Here is a 17,204-nt window from a genome sequence, read left to right on the forward strand (position 1 = left end):
GCCTCGTACAGCGGGAACGCCGAAGGCGGGCTCCGGATTCCTCCGGGGCCCGCCTCCAGGGTGTCCTGCGGGTGTCTCGGGCCTTTCGGCGGGCTTGCCCGGGACTTTCCTCCCGGAACCCGCGAAGGGCTCTCAGATCGTGAGCAGCGCGTCCAGCGGAGCTCCGGCCAGCGCCGGCTCCAGGCGGCCGCGACCGCCCAGGAAGCCCAGCTCCATCAGGACGGCGACGCCCGCGACCTCGGCGCCCGCGCGGCGGATGAGCTGCAGCGAGGCCTCGGCGGTGCCGCCGGTGGCGAGGACGTCGTCGACGACCAGCACACGGTCGCCCGCGCTCAGGTCCTCGGCGTGCACCTCGATCTCGGCGGAGCCGTACTCCAGGTCGTACGTCTGGGACAGGGTCGCTCCGGGGAGCTTGCCCGCCTTGCGCACGGGGATGAAGCCCAGCCCGGCGCGCACCGCGACCGGGGCGCCGAGGATGAACCCCCGCGCCTCCAGCCCGACGATCTTGGTGGCACCGGTGCGGGTGGCGACGTCCGCCAGGGCGTCGGTCAGCGCGCCGAACGCGGCCGGGTCGGCCAGGAGCGGGGTGATGTCCTTGAACATCACGCCCGGCTCCGGGTAGTCCGCCACGTCACGGATGCGGCTGGACAGCAACTCCTCGATACCGGTCATCGGCGCTTCCCCGACGGACGGCCACGGCCGCGGGCACGCGACGCGGGCTGGTTGCGGGGACCGACGACGGCGGGGGCGACGTCCTCGGGCTCCTCGTCGTCGTACGACGCCTCGGCGGCCTGCGGCTCCAGGGACTCGCCCTTGGCCGCGGCCTGCGCCCGCTTGGCGAGGACGCGCTTGCGCAGCGCCTTCATCTGCGGCTCGCGCTCCTTGAGGTCGGCGACGAGCGGCGTGGCGATGAAGATCGAGGAGTACGCGCCGGCCGCGAGGCCGACGAACAGCGACAGCGAGATGTCGTTGAGCATGCCCGCGCCGAGCACGCCGCCGCCGATGAACAGCAGACCGGCGACCGGCAGCAGCGCGACCACCGTGGTGTTGATGGAGCGCACCAGGGTGCTGTTGATCGAGCGGTCGGCGACGTCGCTGTAGGTCCAGCGGGTCTGCTTGGTGATGTCCTTCGTCTGCTCCTTGAGGCTGTCGAAGACGACGACCGTGTCGTAGAGCGAGTAACCGAGGATCGTGAGCAGACCGATCACCGTGCCCGGGGTGACCTCGAAGCCCACCAGGGCGTAGATGCCGACCGTGATGGTGATGTCGTGGATCAGGGCCACCAGGGCGGCGATGGCCATGCGCCACTCGAACGCGATGGCCAGGTAGATCACGACCAGGACCATGAAGATCGCCAGGCCCTCCCAGGCCTTGTTGGCGATCTGGTCACCCCAGCTGGGGCCGACCAGGTCGGCGTTGATCTTCTCCGAGTCGACGCCGAGGTCCTTGGCGAGCTGGTCCTTGATCGTGTCCGACTTGTCGGTGTCGATGCCGGCGATCTGGACGCGCAGTCCGCCGTTGCCCAGCTTCTGGACGACCGCGTCGTGGCCGGAGGCGTCCTCCGCGAAGGTCTCCGCCTGGCTGACCGAGATGCTGCTCTTCTCGGTGGTGAAGACGGCGCCGCCCTGGAACTCGATGCCCATGTTCAGGCCCCGCACCGTCAGGCCGAGGATGGCCGTGATGGTGATCAGGATCGAGATGCCGTACCAGATCTTGCGCTTGCCGACGAAGTCGTAGCCGATCTCGCCGCGGTGCAGTCGGGCGCCGAGGGTGCCGAGTTTCGACATCTCACGCCTCCTTCGTGTCGACGGGGGCGGAGGGGCGACGGGTACGGCGCAGCGGCGGCTTGGCGCCCAGTCGCTTCGGGTCGAGGCCGGACCAGGGGTGGCCGCTCGCGAAGAACTTCTTGCGGGCGAGGATCGTCATGAGCGGCTTCGTGAAGAAGAAGACCACGACGACGTCCAGCACGGTGGTCAGACCGAGGGTGAACGCGAAGCCCTGGACCTTGCCGACGGTGACGATGAAGAGCACCGCGGCGGCGAGGAACGACACGAAGTCGGAGACCAGGATGGTGCGCCGGGCGCGCGGCCAGGCCCGCTCGACGGCGGGCCGCAGGGAGCGTCCCTCGCGGATCTCGTCCCGGATGCGTTCGAAGAACACGATGAACGAGTCCGCTGTGATACCGATCGCGACGATCGCTCCGCAGACGGCCGGAAGGTTCAGCGCGAAGCCGATGGCCGGGCCGAGCAGCGCCATCAGCACGTACGTGAGGACGGCGGAGACGAGCAGCGAGGCGATGGCGATGGCCGACAGACCTCGGTAGTAGATCACCAGGTAGAGGATCACCAGGGCGAGGCCGATGGCGCCGGCGATCAGACCGGCGTGCAGCTGCTCGCCACCGAGCGCGGCGGTCACCGTGGTGACGCTGGACTCCTTGAAGCTGAGCGGCAGGGCGCCGTACTTCAGCATGTTGGCCAGGTCCTGCGCCTCGGTCTGCGTGAAGCTGCCGGAGATCTCCGCGCTGCCGCTGAGCGACTGGGCCACGGACGGGTCGGAGACGACCTCACCGTCGAGGACGATGGCGAACTGGTTCTGCGGGGGCTGCTGCTGGGCGAGCTTGCCGGTGATGGCGGCGAACTTCTTGGAGCCACCGGACGTGAAGTCCATGGTGACCTTCCAGCCCGCCGCGCTCTGGGTGTCGAAGACGGCGCCGGCCTTCTTGATGTCCGTACCGGCCACCTCGGCCGGGCCGAGCACGTACTTCTGCCACTGGCCCGAACCGTTCTGGCCGCAGGCCACGGTCGGGTCGGCGGGCTTGGCGCCGTCACCGGCCGTGGCGCGGTCGGCCTTGTTCGAGCAGTCGAGCGCGGTGTACGCGGCCTGGAGCTTCGCGGTCGCCGGGTCCACGCTGCCGCTCGGGGTCGGCGTGGGGCTCGACGAGGCGGAGGAGCCGGCCGACGGGCTGGAGTCCGCCTTCAGGGCGTCGGTGACCGCGCGGCCCTGGGAGGTGGCGGTCGCCGAGGGCGTCACGGAGGACGACGAGGACGACGACGGGGACGCGGTCGCCTTGTCGGTGGACTTGTCCGTGGCCTTGGAGCTGCTCGACGTGCTCGGCGAGGGGGTGGCCGACTTGTCGGCGCCGGAGACCTCGGTGGTCAGCACGGGACGGAAGTAGAGCTTGGCCGTGGTGCCGACCTGCTCACGGGCCTGCTTGGAGTTCGTGCCCTTGGGGATGTTGACAATGATGTTGTCGGATCCCTGGGTCTGCACCTCGGCCTCGGACACACCGAGACCGTTGACACGGCGGTTCATGATGTCGACCGCGGTGTCCATGTTGGTCTTGTTGATCGCGTTGGGCTGGCCGGGCTCGTTCTTCGCCGTGAGCGTGATGCTCGTGCCGCCGGCGAGGTCGATGCCGAGACGCGGAGTGGTGTGTCCGGAGGCGAACATCCCCCCGGTGAGCGCCGCGATGGCGATCAGGATCAGGACCAGCGCGCGCCCCGGCCTGCTCTGGGCGCTGGCGCTCCGGCCCTTCTTCGGTGCTGCCACCTTCTCGTACTCCCTCTCGGGCCGCTCCGCGCCGGGTGAGCGCGTGGACGGCCATGCCATGGTGTCGGGACTCCGTGCGAGAACAGCACGTCCCGGGAGGTGCGGAGTGCGAGCGGGTCGCACCGCGCTCCCGGTTCGTGGCTACTTCGCGTCGGCCTCGCCGTCGGTCTTCTTCGGCTCGATCGCGTCGACGTCGGCGGCCTGGTCGGCCTTCGCCTCGGTGACCTCGTCGGCGGGCGCGACGGGCGCGTCCTTCTTGCCGAGGTCGAGGGGCTTGTCGTCGGAGGCGTCGGAAGAGGCGTCGGCGGCGGGCTCGTCGGTCTCGGTGAGGGAGGAGGCGTCGTCCGGCACGTAGCTGCCGTCGGCCTTCAGGTCGTGCTCGATGCCGTGCACGATGCGGTTGTACTCGTCGTCCGTGAGGACGGCGCCGATCGAGTTCTTCGCGAAGAGCAGGTCCACGCCCGGGGCCGCGTCGAGGAGGACCGTCTCCTCGTTGACCTCCTTGACGGTGGCGTACATACCACCGATCGTGCGCACGCCGGAGCCGGGCTGCAGCTCGTTGCGCATGGAAGCCGCCTGCTGCTGCTTCTTCTTGGCCGACCGGGTCATCAGGAACATGGCCCCGATGAGCACGATGAACGGGAGGAGGGTCACGAGACTCACGGGTCGGAACTTCCTTCTTCGACCGCACATGGTGAGCGGCCTGCTGGATGGGGGTATGTCTGCCGTCGGCAAGGGCGGCATCGGCGGAGTCTAAGCGAGTCCGCGCTCAGGGAACAACGCTCGGCATGGCACCGGGGTTCCTGGCCCGGCCCCTGTGCGCGCCGTCACGCCCCGAACAGGTCCTGTTGTCCCTTTCCGCCCGCGGACCGGCGGGGTGGCGTGAGGCCGAGATGCGCCCATGCCGCGGGTGTCGCCACCCGGCCACGGGGAGTACGGGCGAGGAGTCCCTCCCGTACGAGGAAGGGCTCGGCGACCTCCTCCACGGTCTCACGCTCCTCCCCCACGGCGACGGCGAGTGTGGACAGGCCGACCGGACCGCCGCCGAACAGCTTGAGGAGCGCCTCGAGGACACCGCGGTCGAGCCGGTCCAGGCCCCGCGCGTCGACCTCGTACACCTTGAGGGCCGCCGCGGCGATCTCCCGGGTGATGATCCCGTCGGCCTTGACCTGGGCGTAGTCGCGCACGCGGCGCAGCAGGCGGTTCGCGATACGGGGCGTGCCGCGGGAGCGGCCGGCGATCTCGGCGGCGCCCTCCGTGCCGATCTCCAGGTCGAGGAGGCCGGCGGAGCGGTGGATGACGCGTTCCAGCTCGCCGGGTCCGTAGAACTCCATGTGCGCGGTGAAGCCGAAGCGGTCGCGCAGGGGCGGCGGGAGCAGTCCCGCGCGCGTGGTGGCGCCCACCAGGGTGAAGGGCGGCAGTTCAAGGGGGATGGCGGTGGCGCCGGGACCCTTGCCGACGATGACGTCGACCCGGAAGTCCTCCATCGCCATGTAGAGCATCTCCTCGGCGGGCCGGGACATGCGGTGGATCTCGTCCAGGAACAGGACCTCGCCCTCCTGGAGGGAGGAGAGGATCGCGGCGAGGTCGCCCGCGTGCTGGATGGCGGGGCCGCTGGTGATGCGGATGGGCGCGCCCATCTCGGCCGCGATGATCATGGAGAGGGTGGTCTTGCCGAGTCCGGGGGCGCCGGACAGGAGCACGTGGTCCGCGGTGGCACCCCGCGCGCGGGCGGCCCGCAGGACCAGGTCGAGCTGTTCGCGGACCTTCTCCTGTCCGATGAACTCGTCCAGGTCCTTGGGGCGCAGGGCGGCCTCGACGGCCTGGTCCTCACGGTCGGCGACAGAGCCCACCAACCGCTCCGCGGCGGTTTCGTCGGTCGTGTCGTCCCAGTTCATCGGTGGTGCCTCGCGGTCTCGTGGTGGTGGGGCGGTCGGCGGTTCGGCGGACGCGGGTCAGTCGCGCCTCGGCGGCCTGACAGGGCGGCCCGGGGCCTCAGCGCGCCCGGTTCAGTGTCTGAAGGGCCGCCCGGAGGAGGGGGCCGACCTGCGGGGTGCCTTCGGCGGCCTCGGCCTGCGGGGCGACGGCGGAGACCGCCTCGTCGGCCTCGCGGGTCGCGTACCCGAGACCGATGAGCGCGGCGTGCAGCTGTTCGCGCCAGCCGGCGGTGACCGCCGTGCCGATGGCCGGGCCACCGGGGCCGAGGGGTTCGCCGAGCCGGTCCTTCAGCTCCAGCAGGAGCTTCTGCGCGCCCTTCTTGCCGATGCCGGGGACGGCGACGAGCGCCTTCTCGTCGCCGGTGGAGACGGCGCGGCGCAGGGCGTCCGGGCTGTGCACGGCGAGCATCGCCTGGGCGAGACGCGGACCGACCCCGCTCGCGGTCTGGAGCAGCTCGAAGACCTGGCGCTCGTCGTCGTCGACGAAGCCGTAGAGCGTGAGGGAGTCCTCGCGGACCACGAGGGAGGTGGCGAGCTTGGTCTCGCGGCCCATGCGGAGCCCGGACAGCGTGTTGGGCGAGCACTGGACGGCGATGCCGATACCGCCGACCTCGACCACGGCGGAGTCGGGGGCGAGGGCGGCCACCGGGCCGCTGACGAAGGCGATCATGCGGTACGGCCTTTCGAGGCTTGACGTGAGGCGTGTGCGGCGACGGCCTGCTGCAGGCGGTTCTGCGCTACGGCCTGGTGCTGTCCGTTCGTGGCGGCGGCCTGCTGGAGGCGGTTCTTGGCGGGGCCCCGCCAGATGTGGCAGATGGCGAGCGCGAGGGCGTCGGCGGCGTCGGCGGGCTTCGGGGGCGCGTCGAGCCGGAGCAGCCGGGTGACCATCGCGCCGACCTGCGCCTTGTCCGCGCGTCCGCTGCCGGTGACGGCGGCCTTGACCTCGCTCGGTGTGTGCAGGGCGACCGGGATGCCGCGCCGGGCCGCGCAGAGCATCGCGACGGCACTGGCCTGGGCGGTGCCCATCACCGTACGCACGTTGTGCTGGCTGAACACCCGCTCCACGGCGACGAATTCGGGCCGGTACTCGTCGAGCCACTGCTCGATGCCCTGCTCGACGGCGACCAGACGCAGGCCCAGCTCGGCGTCGGCCGGGGTGCGGACGACGCCGACGCCGCACATGGTCAGGGGCCGGCCCGCGACTCCCTCGACCACCCCGACACCGCACCGGGTCAACCCCGGGTCAACCCCCAGCACCCGCACGCCGGCCCCTCCTCGGTTCGCCTGTTCGTGCAGGCTATCGGGTGGCACCGACAAAGCGACGGGCCGACGGGTGTGTCCCGTCGGCCCGTCGTTCGGTACGAGCCCTCAGGCGTCGACCTTCTCCATGACCTCGTCGCTGACGTCGAAGTTGGCGAAGACGTTCTGCACGTCGTCGCTGTCCTCCAGGGCGTCGATCAGCTTGAAGATCTTCCGGGCGCCGTCCTCGTCGAGCTCGACCTGCATGGTCGGGACGAAGTTGGCGTCGGCGGAGTCGTAGTCGATGCCGGCGTCCTGGAGCGCGGTGCGCACCGCGACCAGGTCGGTGGCCTCGGAGAGGACCTCGAAGGTCTCGCCGAGGTCGTTGACCTCTTCGGCACCCGCGTCGAGGACGGCGCCGAGGACGTCGTCCTCGCTCAGCTCGCCCTTGGGGACGATGACGACGCCCTTGCGGTTGAAGAGGTACGACACGGAGCCCGGGTCGGCCATGTTCCCGCCGTTGCGGGTCATGGCGACGCGGACGTCCGAGGCGGCGCGGTTGCGGTTGTCGGTGAGGCACTCGATGAGCACCGCGACACCGTTCGGGCCGTAACCCTCGTACATGATCGTCTCGTAGTCGGCGCCGCCGGCTTCGAGACCGGCTCCGCGCTTGACCGCGGAGTCGATGTTCTTGTTCGGGACCGAGCTCTTCTTGGCCTTCTGGATGGCGTCGAACAGCGTCGGGTTGCCGGACACGTCCGCGCCACCGGTACGGGCCGCGACTTCGATGTTCTTGATCATCTTCGCGAAGAGCTTGCCGCGCTTGGCGTCGATCACGGCCTTCTTGTGCTTCGTCGTAGCCCATTTAGAGTGGCCGGACATCTGCCTGTCTCCCTCGCGTAACCCAACCTGGACGAACTCCCCCGGGCTTGCGGAGCCTGAGGGGACCCCCAGATCCTACAAGGACGTCGCTGTCCGGTTCGCGCGCACCATGTCGACGAACAGACCGTGCACCCGGTGGTCGCCGGTCAGCTCCGGGTGGAACGACGTGGCGAGCGCGTTGCCCTGGCGGACGGCGACGATGTGGCCCTCGTGCTCGGCCAGCACCTCCGCCTCGGCGCCCACGGACTCGACCCAGGGGGCACGGATGAAGACGCCCTCCACAGGATCCCCCTCGACGCCGCGGACGTCGACCGCTGCCTCGAAGGACTCGTTCTGACGTCCGAAGGCGTTGCGGCGGACGATCATGTCGATCCCGCCGATGGTCTCCTGGCCCGAGCGCGGGTCGAGGATCTTGTCGGCGAGCATGATCATGCCGGCGCAGGTGCCGTAGACGGGCATGCCGTCACGGACGCGGGCGCGGAGCGGGTCCATCACTCCGAAGAGGACGGCCAGCTTGGAGATGGTGGTGGACTCGCCGCCGGGGATGACCAGGCCGTCGATCTCGGCGAGCTCCTCGGGGCGCCGCACCGGCCTGGCCACGGCGTCCGCCGCGGCCAGGGCGATGAGGTGCTCCCGTACGTCGCCCTGGAGTGCCAGGACACCGATCACAGGAGTGTTCATGGGTGACTACCAGCCGCGGTTGGCGTAGCGCTCGGTCTCGGGGAGGGTGTCGCAGTTGATGCCGACCATGGCCTCGCCGAGGTTGCGGGACGCGTCCGCGATGATCTTCGGGTCGTCGAAGAAGGTGGTGGCCTTCACGATGGCGGCGGCGCGCTTGGCCGGGTCGCCGGACTTGAAGATGCCGGACCCGACGAAGACGCCCTCGGCGCCGAGCTGGCGCATGAGCGCGGCGTCGGCGGGGGTGGCGACACCACCGGCGGAGAACAGGACGACCGGGAGCTTGCCGAGCTCGGCGACCTCCTTGACGATCTCGTACGGGGCGCGCAGCTCCTTGGCGGCGGCGTACAGCTCGTTGTTGTCGAAGCCGCGCAGCCTGGCGATCTCGTTCTTGATCTGGCGCAGGTGGCGGACGGCCTCGACGACGTTGCCGGTGCCGGCCTCGCCCTTGGAGCGGATCATGGCCGCGCCCTCGGCGATACGGCGCAGGGCCTCGCCCAGGTTGGTGGCACCGCAGACGAAGGGGGTCGTGAAGGCCCACTTGTCGGAGTGGTTGACCTCGTCGGCCGGGGTGAGGACCTCGGACTCGTCGATGTAGTCGACGCCGAGGGACTGCAGGACCTGGGCCTCGACGAAGTGGCCGATGCGGGACTTGGCCATCACCGGGATGGAGACCGCGTCGATGATCTCCTCGATCATGTTCGGGTCCGACATACGGGCCACGCCGCCGTCCTTGCGGATGTCGGCGGGGACCCGCTCCAGGGCCATGACGGCCACGGCGCCGGCGTCCTCGGCGATCTTCGCCTGCTCGGCGTTGACCACGTCCATGATCACGCCGCCCTTGAGCTGCTCGGCCATGCCGCGCTTGACGCGGGCGGTGCCGATCGCGGTGTTCTCGGACGGGGCGGTGCTGGGAAGCGTGCTGGACACGGGTGACCTCGCTGGGTGAAAGAGGGTTTGTGCGCTTTCGAGGAAACGCGAAGCGACCAGTCCACTGCAAGGGCCAATGAGGAGGCGGTGGATCGTTTTCCCGCGACCGGACTCCTCCCCCGGCTCTCCTCCCGCCGGTCCGGGTGGCGGTCTCAGCCGGTGGGGCGGTCCGCCAGAGCGGTCGGGGGCTCGTCGTCCATCTCGAAGGCCATCGGGAAGGGGGCGTGGCCGGCGAGCCGGAACCAGCGGACCTTGCGGTGGCGGCGCAGGGCGCGGGCGGCCCGTACGGCGTCGTTGTGGAAGCGCCGGGCCATCGGCACGCGCCGGACGGCCTGGGCCAGTTCGCCCGCGGCCTCCTCGCCGCCGGGTACCTCGCGGACCGCCTCGACCTGCTGGGCCTCCCCGAACACCGCGCGAAGGGCCTGGCTCAGTTCGCTCTCGGCCACCTCCCGCTGCTCCTCCTCGGCCTGCCGGGCCGCGTGGGCGGCTTCGTAGAGGACGATCGAGGCGGCCGGGTCGAGCACTCCGGAGGTGGCCAGTTCCTGCGCGACGGAGGCCCGGCGCAGCAGCTGGGCGTCGAGGCCGGCACGGGTGGCGTCGATCCGGGCGTGCAGCCGGTCGAGCCGTCCGGCGGTCCAGCTCAGGTAGAGGCCGATCGCCACGAGCGCGACGAGGATCCAGATGAGGGTTGCGGTCACGGGCGGCAAGGCTACCCGTGCGGACCCGTGGCCCCGTCGGGCACCGGGCCCCCCTTCGCACTCGGTGCCGGGTCCGCCCGTCGGTCCGGTGCCCGGTCGGCCGGTCGCCGGGTCGGCCCGCCGCCGGGGGCCCGGCCCCTGGGCGGACCGGGCGCCGGCCCCGACATCAGTCCCGGGCCATCCCGAACCGTGCGCGCAGGCCCGTGCGTTCGTCCGTGGCCACCGCCGCCGCGCCGTCCGTCACCGTCTCGTAGACGGCGAGGATGTCCGCGCCGACCGTCGACCAGTCGAAGCGCCGCACGTGGGCGCTCCCCCGCTTCCGCAGTTCGGCGCGGCGCTCCGGGTCGGCGAGCAGCCGCAGCGCGGCGGCGGCGAGGGCGTCCGCGTCCTCGTTCGCGAACAGCTCGCCGGCCGCGCCCTGGTCGAGGACCTGGGCGAACGCGTCGAGGTCCGCGGCGAGCACGGGCGCGCCGGCGGACATCGCCTCGACCAGGATGATCCCGAAACTCTCGCCGCCCGTGTTGGGCGCGATGTACAGGTCGACGCTGCGCAGGAAGCGGGCCTTGTCCTCGTCGCTGACCATGCCGAGGAACTCGACGCGCGACCGCATCTCCGCGGGCAGCGACTCGACGGCCTCCTTCTCGTCCCCGCGTCCGGCGACCAGGAGCCGCGTCTGCGGGCGCTCGGCGAGGATCTTCGGCAGGGCCTTCATGAGCACCGGCAGTCCCTTGCGGGGCTCGTCGATGCGGCCGATGAAGCCGATCGTGTCGCCCTGCCACTCCGGCTTGGGCTTGGCACGGGCGAAGAAGTCGACGTCGACGCCGTTCGGGATGACGACGGCGTCGCCGCCGAGGTGCTCGACGAGGGTCCGGCGCGCGTACTCGCTCACCGCGATGCGCGCGCTGATCTTCTCCAGGGCGGCCTGGAGGATCGAGTACGCGGCGACCATCGCCCGGGAGCGCGGGTTGGAGGTGTGGAAGGTCGCGACGATCGGGCCCTGCGCGGCCCAGCAGGTCAGCAGGCCGAGGGACGGCGAGGACGGTTCGTGGATGTGGACCACGTCGAAGGTGCCGTCGTGCAGCCAGCGCCGTACCCGCGCGGCCGACAGGAAGCCGAAGTTCAGCCGCGCCACCGAGCCGTTGTAGGGCACCGGGACGGCGCGGCCCGCCGAGACGACGTACGGGGGCAGCGGGGTGTCGTCGTCCGAGGGGGCGAGCACGGAGACGTCGTGTCCCAGGGCGATGAGGTGCTCGGCCAGGTCCCGGATGTGGAACTGGACGCCGCCCGGGACGTCCCAGGAGTACGGGCAGACGATGCCGATCCTCACGGGGTCCTCTTCTCGGGAGTCTCGGAGGCCAGGGAGGTCCCGGGCTCGACCGGAGGCCCGGGGGTCACGGATTCCTGCGGGCGGGGCTCCCGCGGAGCCTTCCCGGCGTCGAGGTCCTTGAGCCACAGCCGCTGCAGCATGTGCCAGTCCTCCGGGTGGTCGGCGATTCCGGTGGCGAAGGCGTCGGCCATCGCCTGTGTCATGACGGACGTCTTCTCGGCACGGGTGCCTGACACGGGAACCTCGACGGGCGGATGGACGCGGCCCTGCATGACGGTCGAGTCGTCGTACCAGAGCGTCACCGGCAGCAGCGCGGCGCCGGTCTGCTGCGCGAGGAGGGCCGGTCCGGCGGGCATCCGGGTCGCCTCGCCGAAGAACCGCACCTCGACACCCGACGAGGACAGGTCGCGTTCGGCGACCAGGCAGACCAGTCCGCCGTCGCGCAGCCGCCGGGCGAGCGTGCCGAAGGCGGTGCCGCCGCTGTGCGGCAGGACCTCCATGCCGAGACCCTCGCGGTAGGCGACGAAACGGTCGTACAGCGACTCGGGCTTGAGGCGCTCGGCGACGGTCGTGAAGGGCGTCTCCAGCTTGGTGGTGACCCAGGCGCCGGCGAGGTCCCAGTTGGCCATGTGCGGCAGGGCGAGGACGACGCCCTTGCCCGCGGCGAGGCCGTCGGTGAGGTGGTGCAGGTCCTTCGGTTCGAAGCCGCCCCGCACCCGGTCCGCGCTCCACGCGGGGAGCCGGAACGACTCCATCCAGTAGCGCAGGTACGAGCGCATGCCCGCCTTGGAGAGTTCGGCCAGGCGCTCCGGTGTCGCGTCGGGCAGCACGCGCGCGTAGTTGCTCTCCAGACGCAGCACGCCCTTGCCGCGCTTCTTCCAGGCGAGGTCCGCGATCGTCCGGCCGAGGCGCACGGCGACGGGCTCGGGGAGCTTCTTGACGGTGCTCCAGCCGAGGGCGTACGCGCCGTCCGCCAGCCGGTCCTGGAGGCTGGTCACGAGGTGGCCTCGCTGTTCGCGGCGGCAGCGGCGGCGTCCGCCTCGGCGGACTCCCGGCGGACGGTGACGACGCGCTGGACCAGCGTGACGAGGCTGCCGACGGCGACGATCCACAGCGCGATCGGCAGCAGCACCTGGATGCCGGGCACGCCGAACGCGTGCAGGCCCGCGAGCCCGGCCGCGACCAGGGAGATCACCAGTCGCTCGGCGCGCTCCACCAGGCCGTTGACGGCGACCGGCAGGCCGATCGCCTCGCCGCGCGCCTTGGTGTAGGAGACCACCTGGCCGCTGGCCAGGCAGAAGATCGAGACGGCGCACAGGACGTTGTTGTCGCCGTCACCCGCGTACCAGAGCGCGAAGCCGCCGAAGATCGCGCCGTCGGCCACCCGGTCGAGCGTGGAGTCCAGGAAGGCCCCCCAGCGGCTGGAGCGGCCGAGCTGGCGCGCCATGTTCCCGTCGACGAGGTCGGAGAACACGAACAGCGTGATGACGATCGTGCCCCAGAAGAACTCTCCCCGCGGGAAGAAGACCAGTGCGCCCGCCATCACTCCGGCCGTGCCCAGGAAGGTGACCGTGTCGGGGCTTACCCCCCGGCGGATGAGAAACGCGGCGAACGGTGTGAGGACACGCGTGAAGAATGCACGCGCGTACTTGTTCAGCATGGCCTTCCCGAGGGTCGGTGTCGCCGCGCGGCCCCTGCTGGCCACCGGCCGCCCCATCGTAGTCACGCGTGCGCCTGTGCGACGGCCGGGCACCCGCACCCCCGTGTCACGACGCGATGCCGTCGGTGTCGCGGCGCCGTCGCGTCCACTGTATGGACGCGCCGTGACGCGAGTGCGAAGCTCGAAGACACCGCGGGCGTCACCGGTGCCGCCACCGCACGCGGCCTGAGCATGTCCGCGCCCACAGAGACCTCACCGTGCACGGGAGGCAAGGCCATGGGCGACAAGGCGCACGCACACCCCGGAGCCGCCGGCAGGGCTACGGCGGCCGACCACCCCGCGTCCGTAAGGAACGTGGTGCTGGTCGGCCACAGCGGATCGGGCAAGACGACATTGGTGGAGGCTCTCGCGCTGACCGCGGGAGCGGTGAACCGGGCGGGCCGCGTGGAGGACGGCGGCACCGTCTCGGACTACGACGAGATCGAGCACCGGCAGCAGCGCTCGGTGCAGCTCTCCCTGGTCCCCGTCGACTGGGACGGATACAAGATCAACATTCTGGACACCCCGGGGTACGCGGATTTCGTCGGGGAACTGAGGGCCGGTCTGCGTGCTGCGGACGCGGCCCTCTTCGTCGTCTCGGCCTCGGACGGCGTGGACGGTTCGACCCGGATGGTGTGGGAGGAGTGCGCGGCGGTCGGGATGCCGCGCGCCATCGTGGTGACCCACCTCGAATCGGCCAGGGCGGACTTCGAGGAGATGACCAGGATCTGCGCGGAGGCTTTCGGCGGGGACGACCCGGACGCCGTCCTGCCGCTGTACCTGCCGCTGCGGGGGCCCGAGGCACCGGACGGGCACGCTCCCGTGACCGGCCTGATCGGCCTGCTGACCCAGCGGCTGTTCGACTACGCCTCCGGGGAGCGCAAGGAGGCGGAACCGGGCCCCGAGCAGCGGCAGCTCATCGAGGACGCCCGCAACCGGCTGATCGAGGGAATCATCGCCGAGAGCGAGGACGAGACCCTCATGGACCGCTACCTCGGCGGCGAGGAGATCGACCTCAAGACGCTCGTGCAGGACCTGGAACGGGCCGTGGCCCGCGGCACCTTCTTCCCGGTGCTGGCCGCCGCCCCGGCCGCCGAGGGCGCCCGGCAGGGTCTCGGCACGGTCGAGCTCCTCGAACTGGTCACGGGCGGCTTCCCCACCCCGCTGGAACGCCCGGCGCCCTCGGTGACCACCCCGGACGGCACCGCGCGCGCGGTCGAGGCGTGCGACCCGGACGGCCCGCTGCTCGCCGAGGTGGTGAAGACGGCGTCCGACCCGTACGTCGGCCGCGTGTCCCTGGTCAGGGTCTTCTCGGGGACGCTGCGCCCGGACGCGACCGTGCACGTCTCGGGGCACGGACTCACCGACCGCGGCCACGAGGACCACGACGTCGACGAGCGCATCGGCACCCTGTCCGCGCCGTTCGGCAAACAGCAGCGGGCCCTCACCCACTGCATCGCCGGCGATCTCGCGAGCGTGGCGAAGCTGAACCGCGCCGAGACCGGCGACACCCTCTCGGCCAAGGACGACCCGCTTCTCATGGAGCCCTGGCGGATGCCCGACCCGCTGCTCCCGCTCGCCATCGAGGCGCACAGCAAGGCGGACGAGGACAAGCTCTCCCAGGGGCTCGGCCGGCTGGTCGCCGAGGACCCCACCATGCGGCTGGAGCAGAATCCGGCCACCCACCAGGTCGTCCTGTGGTGCCTGGGCGAGGCGCACGCGGACGTCGCGCTGGAGCGGCTGCGCAACCGGTACGGCGTGCAGGTCGACGTCGTCCCGCACAAGGTGTCGTTGCGCGAGACGTTCGCCGGCACGTCCAGCGGGCGGGGCCGGCACGTGAAGCAGTCCGGCGGACACGGTCAGTTCGCGATCTGCGAGATCGAGGTGGAACCGCTGCCGAACGGCTCGGGCATCGAGTTCGTGGACAAGGTCATCGGAGGCGCCGTACCCCGTCAGTTCATCCCGTCCGTCGAGAAGGGCGTGCGCGCCCAGGCGGCCAAGGGGGTGGCCGCCGGCTATCCGCTCATCGACGTCCGGGTCACGCTGCGCGACGGCAAGGCGCACTCGGTCGACTCCTCCGACGCCGCCTTCCAGACGGCGGGGGCGCTGGCGCTGCGCGAGGCGGCGGCCGACGCCAGGATCCACCTCCTGGAGCCGGTGGCCGAGGTGAGTGTGCTGGTCGGCGACGACTACGTGGGCGCCGTGATGAGCGACCTGTCGGGGCGGCGCGGCCGGGTGGTGGGCACCGAGCAGGCAGGCGGCGGGCGCACGCTCGTACGGGCGGAGGTGCCGGAGATCGAGATCGGACGGTACGCCGTCGATCTGCGGTCCATCTCGCACGGCACCGCGCGGTTCGACCGGCACTACGCGCGGCACGAACCGATGCCGCAGCAGATCGCCGAACGGATCCGCGAACGGCCCGCCGACTCCTGAGGGTTCGGGGCGTCGTGAGGCGGCGGACGGCTTCGGCCGTCCGCCGACGAATGTCGGTCATGCCCGTTACTCTGAGAACCTGATCAAGACGATGACCTGATCAACAGGTGTGCGGAGCACCGAAGTCGGGAAAGCCGCAGGAGCGGGTGCGGCGGCGATGGGGGCGGAAGTGACGTTCGAGGGGTTCGATTTCACTCCCGGGGCGCAGGTGCCGCTCACGGGCTCCGCGGGACAGACGGCGGCCACCTTCGCCCTGGCCTCGGCGGCGTATCGCGACAGTCCGGTCACGGAGATCCTCAAGGCCGACAACGAATGGCACCAGTCGACCGTCAAGGCGCCGCGGTTCAAGCTGCTCGCGCCGAACCTCGGCGAGGCCTTCTCGACGGCGGTCACCGGCCGCATGCTGGGTGTCGGCCGCAAACCGCTCATCCAGTCCTTCGGCACCGAGCCGCAGGTCGTCGTGGAGCACTGCCTGGCGGCGACCAACATCCGCCGGGACCGGGACAATTGGCTGTCGGCCGTCATGGTGCTCTGCGGGCTGCTGTTCCTGCCGGGCCTCGTGGTGTGGCTGCTCGTCTTCACGATCCGCACGCAGATCGCCAAGAGCGAGAACAAGCGCGCCTCGGCCCTCGGCACCACGCTCCTGTTCGCGGCCGGCGCCCTCGCCGTCCTGTTCCTCCTGAAGATGCCGTTCACGGGTTTCTGGGGCTGGTACGGACGCGCGTCGGTGGTCCTGCCCGTCGTCGGCTGGCTCTGGGCCAAGCAGATCTGCGAGCGCACGGCCAAGGACCTGCGCGCCCGCTGGGACAGCCTCCTGTCCGGCGGCGGTCTCGGCGCGAAGATCCCGGAGGCGGTCCCCGGCAGCCCGGGTGAGACGGCCGCCGAGCGCCTGCGCCAGTCCCTCGCCCGCCTCAGCGCCGAGCAGCAGTCCAACTCCGTGTTCTACGCGGGCCCCAAGGGCATCCTCGGCATGGGGACGCGCTGGGGCAGCTGGCAGCTCGCCGAGGACCTGGTGCCCCGGGACGCGGCCAAGGAGATCCACCCGTTCCGCAGCTGGGACGTGATCCGCAGCATCCACGACCAGTTGCGCATGCTGGAGCGCGGTCCGCTCAACACCGGTGGTTTCCCCGCGCCTTCGCTCAAGCACTGGGTGGTCACGCCGATCGGGGAGAACGCGAAGGCGGTGTCCCGGCCGGGCGGCACGGACGTGGACGCGTACACGGTCAGGAACCACGCCATCCAGGACATCTGCAACAAGCAGCAGTTCGGCAGCGGCGACCGGCACTACCTGGGGGTCCAGTGGACGCTCTGGGACGGCCAGTTGGTCATCACGATGCTGATCACGGTGACCGTGCTCCACGAGACGCTGCGCATCGAGGTCACCGGGCACGCGCTCGGCCCGGTGAACTCCCTGTTCACCACCAAGCCGGAGGCCCCGACCAAGGAGGTCGCGAAGACCGTCCGGTTCTGGGAGACCCGCAAGGTGAGCCTGCCGCTGGTCACCGCCGACGAGGTCGTACGGCTGGCCGCGCGGGCCCCCCTCAGCTGGTATCCGCCGCTTCTGGACTGGCTGGGCGGCTCGCTGGCGCTGCCCGAGCCGTTCGGGCTGCGGCACGCCTGGGCCGACCAGCCGTGGCGGCACCGCTTCATGGCGGACGACGCGCTGCGGGCCGCGACGCCCGTGCTGCGGGTGGTGCACGCGGCCGCGATCAAGGTCCTGGAGGAGAACGGCGTGGACACCGAGAAGTTCGGCAACCGCTCGTCGTTCCTCAGCACCGCGGTGCAGGACGCCGCGCCGCGCAAGGCCGACCTGTACGACGCGTAGGACGGGA

Annotated in this window: 16 protein-coding genes; 2 read left to right on the forward strand and 14 right to left on the reverse strand. The window is 71.2% G+C overall.

The genetic code is table 11. The features are described from left to right. Positions 1 to 132: 132 nt before the first annotated feature. The 14 genes from B0675_RS33540 to pgsA all read right to left on the reverse strand — a co-directional run bounded on the left by B0675_RS33540 (position 133) and on the right by pgsA (position 12,957). Positions 133 to 672, reverse strand: coding sequence for an adenine phosphoribosyltransferase (locus B0675_RS33540; RefSeq protein ID WP_081223365.1), 540 nt, complete (start codon positions 670 to 672; stop codon positions 133 to 135). Next, positions 669 to 1,787: a protein translocase subunit SecF gene (secF, locus tag B0675_RS33545; protein WP_081223366.1), complete on the reverse strand. Its 1,119-nt coding sequence runs from the start codon at positions 1,785 to 1,787 to the stop codon at positions 669 to 671. Before secF ends, B0675_RS33540 begins: the two co-directional genes overlap by 4 nt. 1 nt (position 1,788) lies before the next feature. Next, on the reverse strand, positions 1,789 to 3,549 hold the full coding sequence (gene secD / locus B0675_RS33550) for a protein translocase subunit SecD (protein WP_081224034.1): 1,761 nt from the start codon (positions 3,547 to 3,549) through the stop codon (positions 1,789 to 1,791). A gap of 141 nt (positions 3,550 to 3,690) precedes the next feature. Beyond that, entirely contained in the window at positions 3,691 to 4,212 is a 522-nt protein-coding gene (gene yajC, locus B0675_RS33555) for a preprotein translocase subunit YajC (RefSeq protein WP_081223367.1), read from the reverse strand. Between the two features lie 164 nt (positions 4,213 to 4,376). Further along, on the reverse strand, positions 4,377 to 5,447 hold the full coding sequence (ruvB, locus tag B0675_RS33560) for a Holliday junction branch migration DNA helicase RuvB (RefSeq protein WP_081223368.1): 1,071 nt from the start codon (positions 5,445 to 5,447) through the stop codon (positions 4,377 to 4,379). Positions 5,448 to 5,544: 97 nt separating this feature from the next. After that, entirely contained in the window at positions 5,545 to 6,156 is a 612-nt protein-coding gene (ruvA, locus tag B0675_RS33565) for a Holliday junction branch migration protein RuvA (protein ID WP_081223369.1), read from the reverse strand. Then, the gene (gene ruvC, locus B0675_RS33570) at positions 6,153 to 6,749 is read right to left on the reverse strand and encodes a crossover junction endodeoxyribonuclease RuvC (RefSeq protein WP_081223370.1); all 597 of its coding nucleotides are present in this window, start codon (positions 6,747 to 6,749) and stop codon (positions 6,153 to 6,155) included. Before ruvC ends, ruvA begins: the two co-directional genes overlap by 4 nt. Positions 6,750 to 6,854: 105 nt before the next feature. After that, a complete protein-coding gene (locus tag B0675_RS33575) occupies positions 6,855 to 7,607 on the reverse strand; it encodes a YebC/PmpR family DNA-binding transcriptional regulator (protein ID WP_081223371.1) in 753 nt (250 codons plus the stop codon). A 75-nt stretch (positions 7,608 to 7,682) separates the two neighbouring features. Beyond that, positions 7,683 to 8,288 (reverse strand): pyridoxal 5'-phosphate synthase glutaminase subunit PdxT, encoded by a 606-nt coding sequence (pdxT, locus tag B0675_RS33580; RefSeq protein ID WP_081223372.1) that lies wholly within the window; start codon positions 8,286 to 8,288, stop codon positions 7,683 to 7,685. Positions 8,289 to 8,294: 6 nt separating this feature from the next. Continuing rightward, the gene (gene pdxS / locus B0675_RS33585) at positions 8,295 to 9,215 is read right to left on the reverse strand and encodes a pyridoxal 5'-phosphate synthase lyase subunit PdxS (protein WP_081223373.1); all 921 of its coding nucleotides are present in this window, start codon (positions 9,213 to 9,215) and stop codon (positions 8,295 to 8,297) included. A 152-nt stretch (positions 9,216 to 9,367) separates the two neighbouring features. Next, on the reverse strand, positions 9,368 to 9,922 hold the full coding sequence (locus B0675_RS33590; protein ID WP_179165489.1) for a hypothetical protein: 555 nt from the start codon (positions 9,920 to 9,922) through the stop codon (positions 9,368 to 9,370). A gap of 157 nt (positions 9,923 to 10,079) precedes the next feature. Next, positions 10,080 to 11,240, reverse strand: coding sequence for a glycosyltransferase family 4 protein (locus B0675_RS33595; protein ID WP_081223375.1), 1,161 nt, complete (start codon positions 11,238 to 11,240; stop codon positions 10,080 to 10,082). After that, entirely contained in the window at positions 11,237 to 12,238 is a 1,002-nt protein-coding gene (locus B0675_RS33600; RefSeq protein WP_081223376.1) for a phosphatidylinositol mannoside acyltransferase, read from the reverse strand. The genes B0675_RS33595 and B0675_RS33600 overlap by 4 nt, the downstream gene beginning before the upstream one ends. Next, complete coding sequence (pgsA, locus tag B0675_RS33605; RefSeq protein ID WP_081223377.1) at positions 12,235 to 12,957, reverse strand: phosphatidylinositol phosphate synthase; 723 nt, start codon at positions 12,955 to 12,957, stop codon at positions 12,235 to 12,237. The genes B0675_RS33600 and pgsA overlap by 4 nt, the downstream gene beginning before the upstream one ends. Before the next feature lie 219 nt (positions 12,958 to 13,176). Between pgsA and B0675_RS33610 the strand changes: the two genes are divergently transcribed. After that, positions 13,177 to 15,372, forward strand: coding sequence for an elongation factor G-like protein EF-G2 (locus B0675_RS33610; RefSeq protein WP_081223378.1), 2,196 nt, complete (start codon positions 13,177 to 13,179; stop codon positions 15,370 to 15,372). A gap of 157 nt (positions 15,373 to 15,529) precedes the next feature. Then, on the forward strand, positions 15,530 to 17,197 hold the full coding sequence (locus tag B0675_RS33615; RefSeq protein WP_107482903.1) for a hypothetical protein: 1,668 nt from the start codon (positions 15,530 to 15,532) through the stop codon (positions 17,195 to 17,197). Positions 17,198 to 17,204: the final 7 nt, after the last annotated feature.

Origin of the sequence: Streptomyces sp. M41(2017), assembly GCF_002078175.1 — a bacterium.
Classification (GTDB): Bacteria; Actinomycetota; Actinomycetes; order Streptomycetales; family Streptomycetaceae; genus Streptomyces.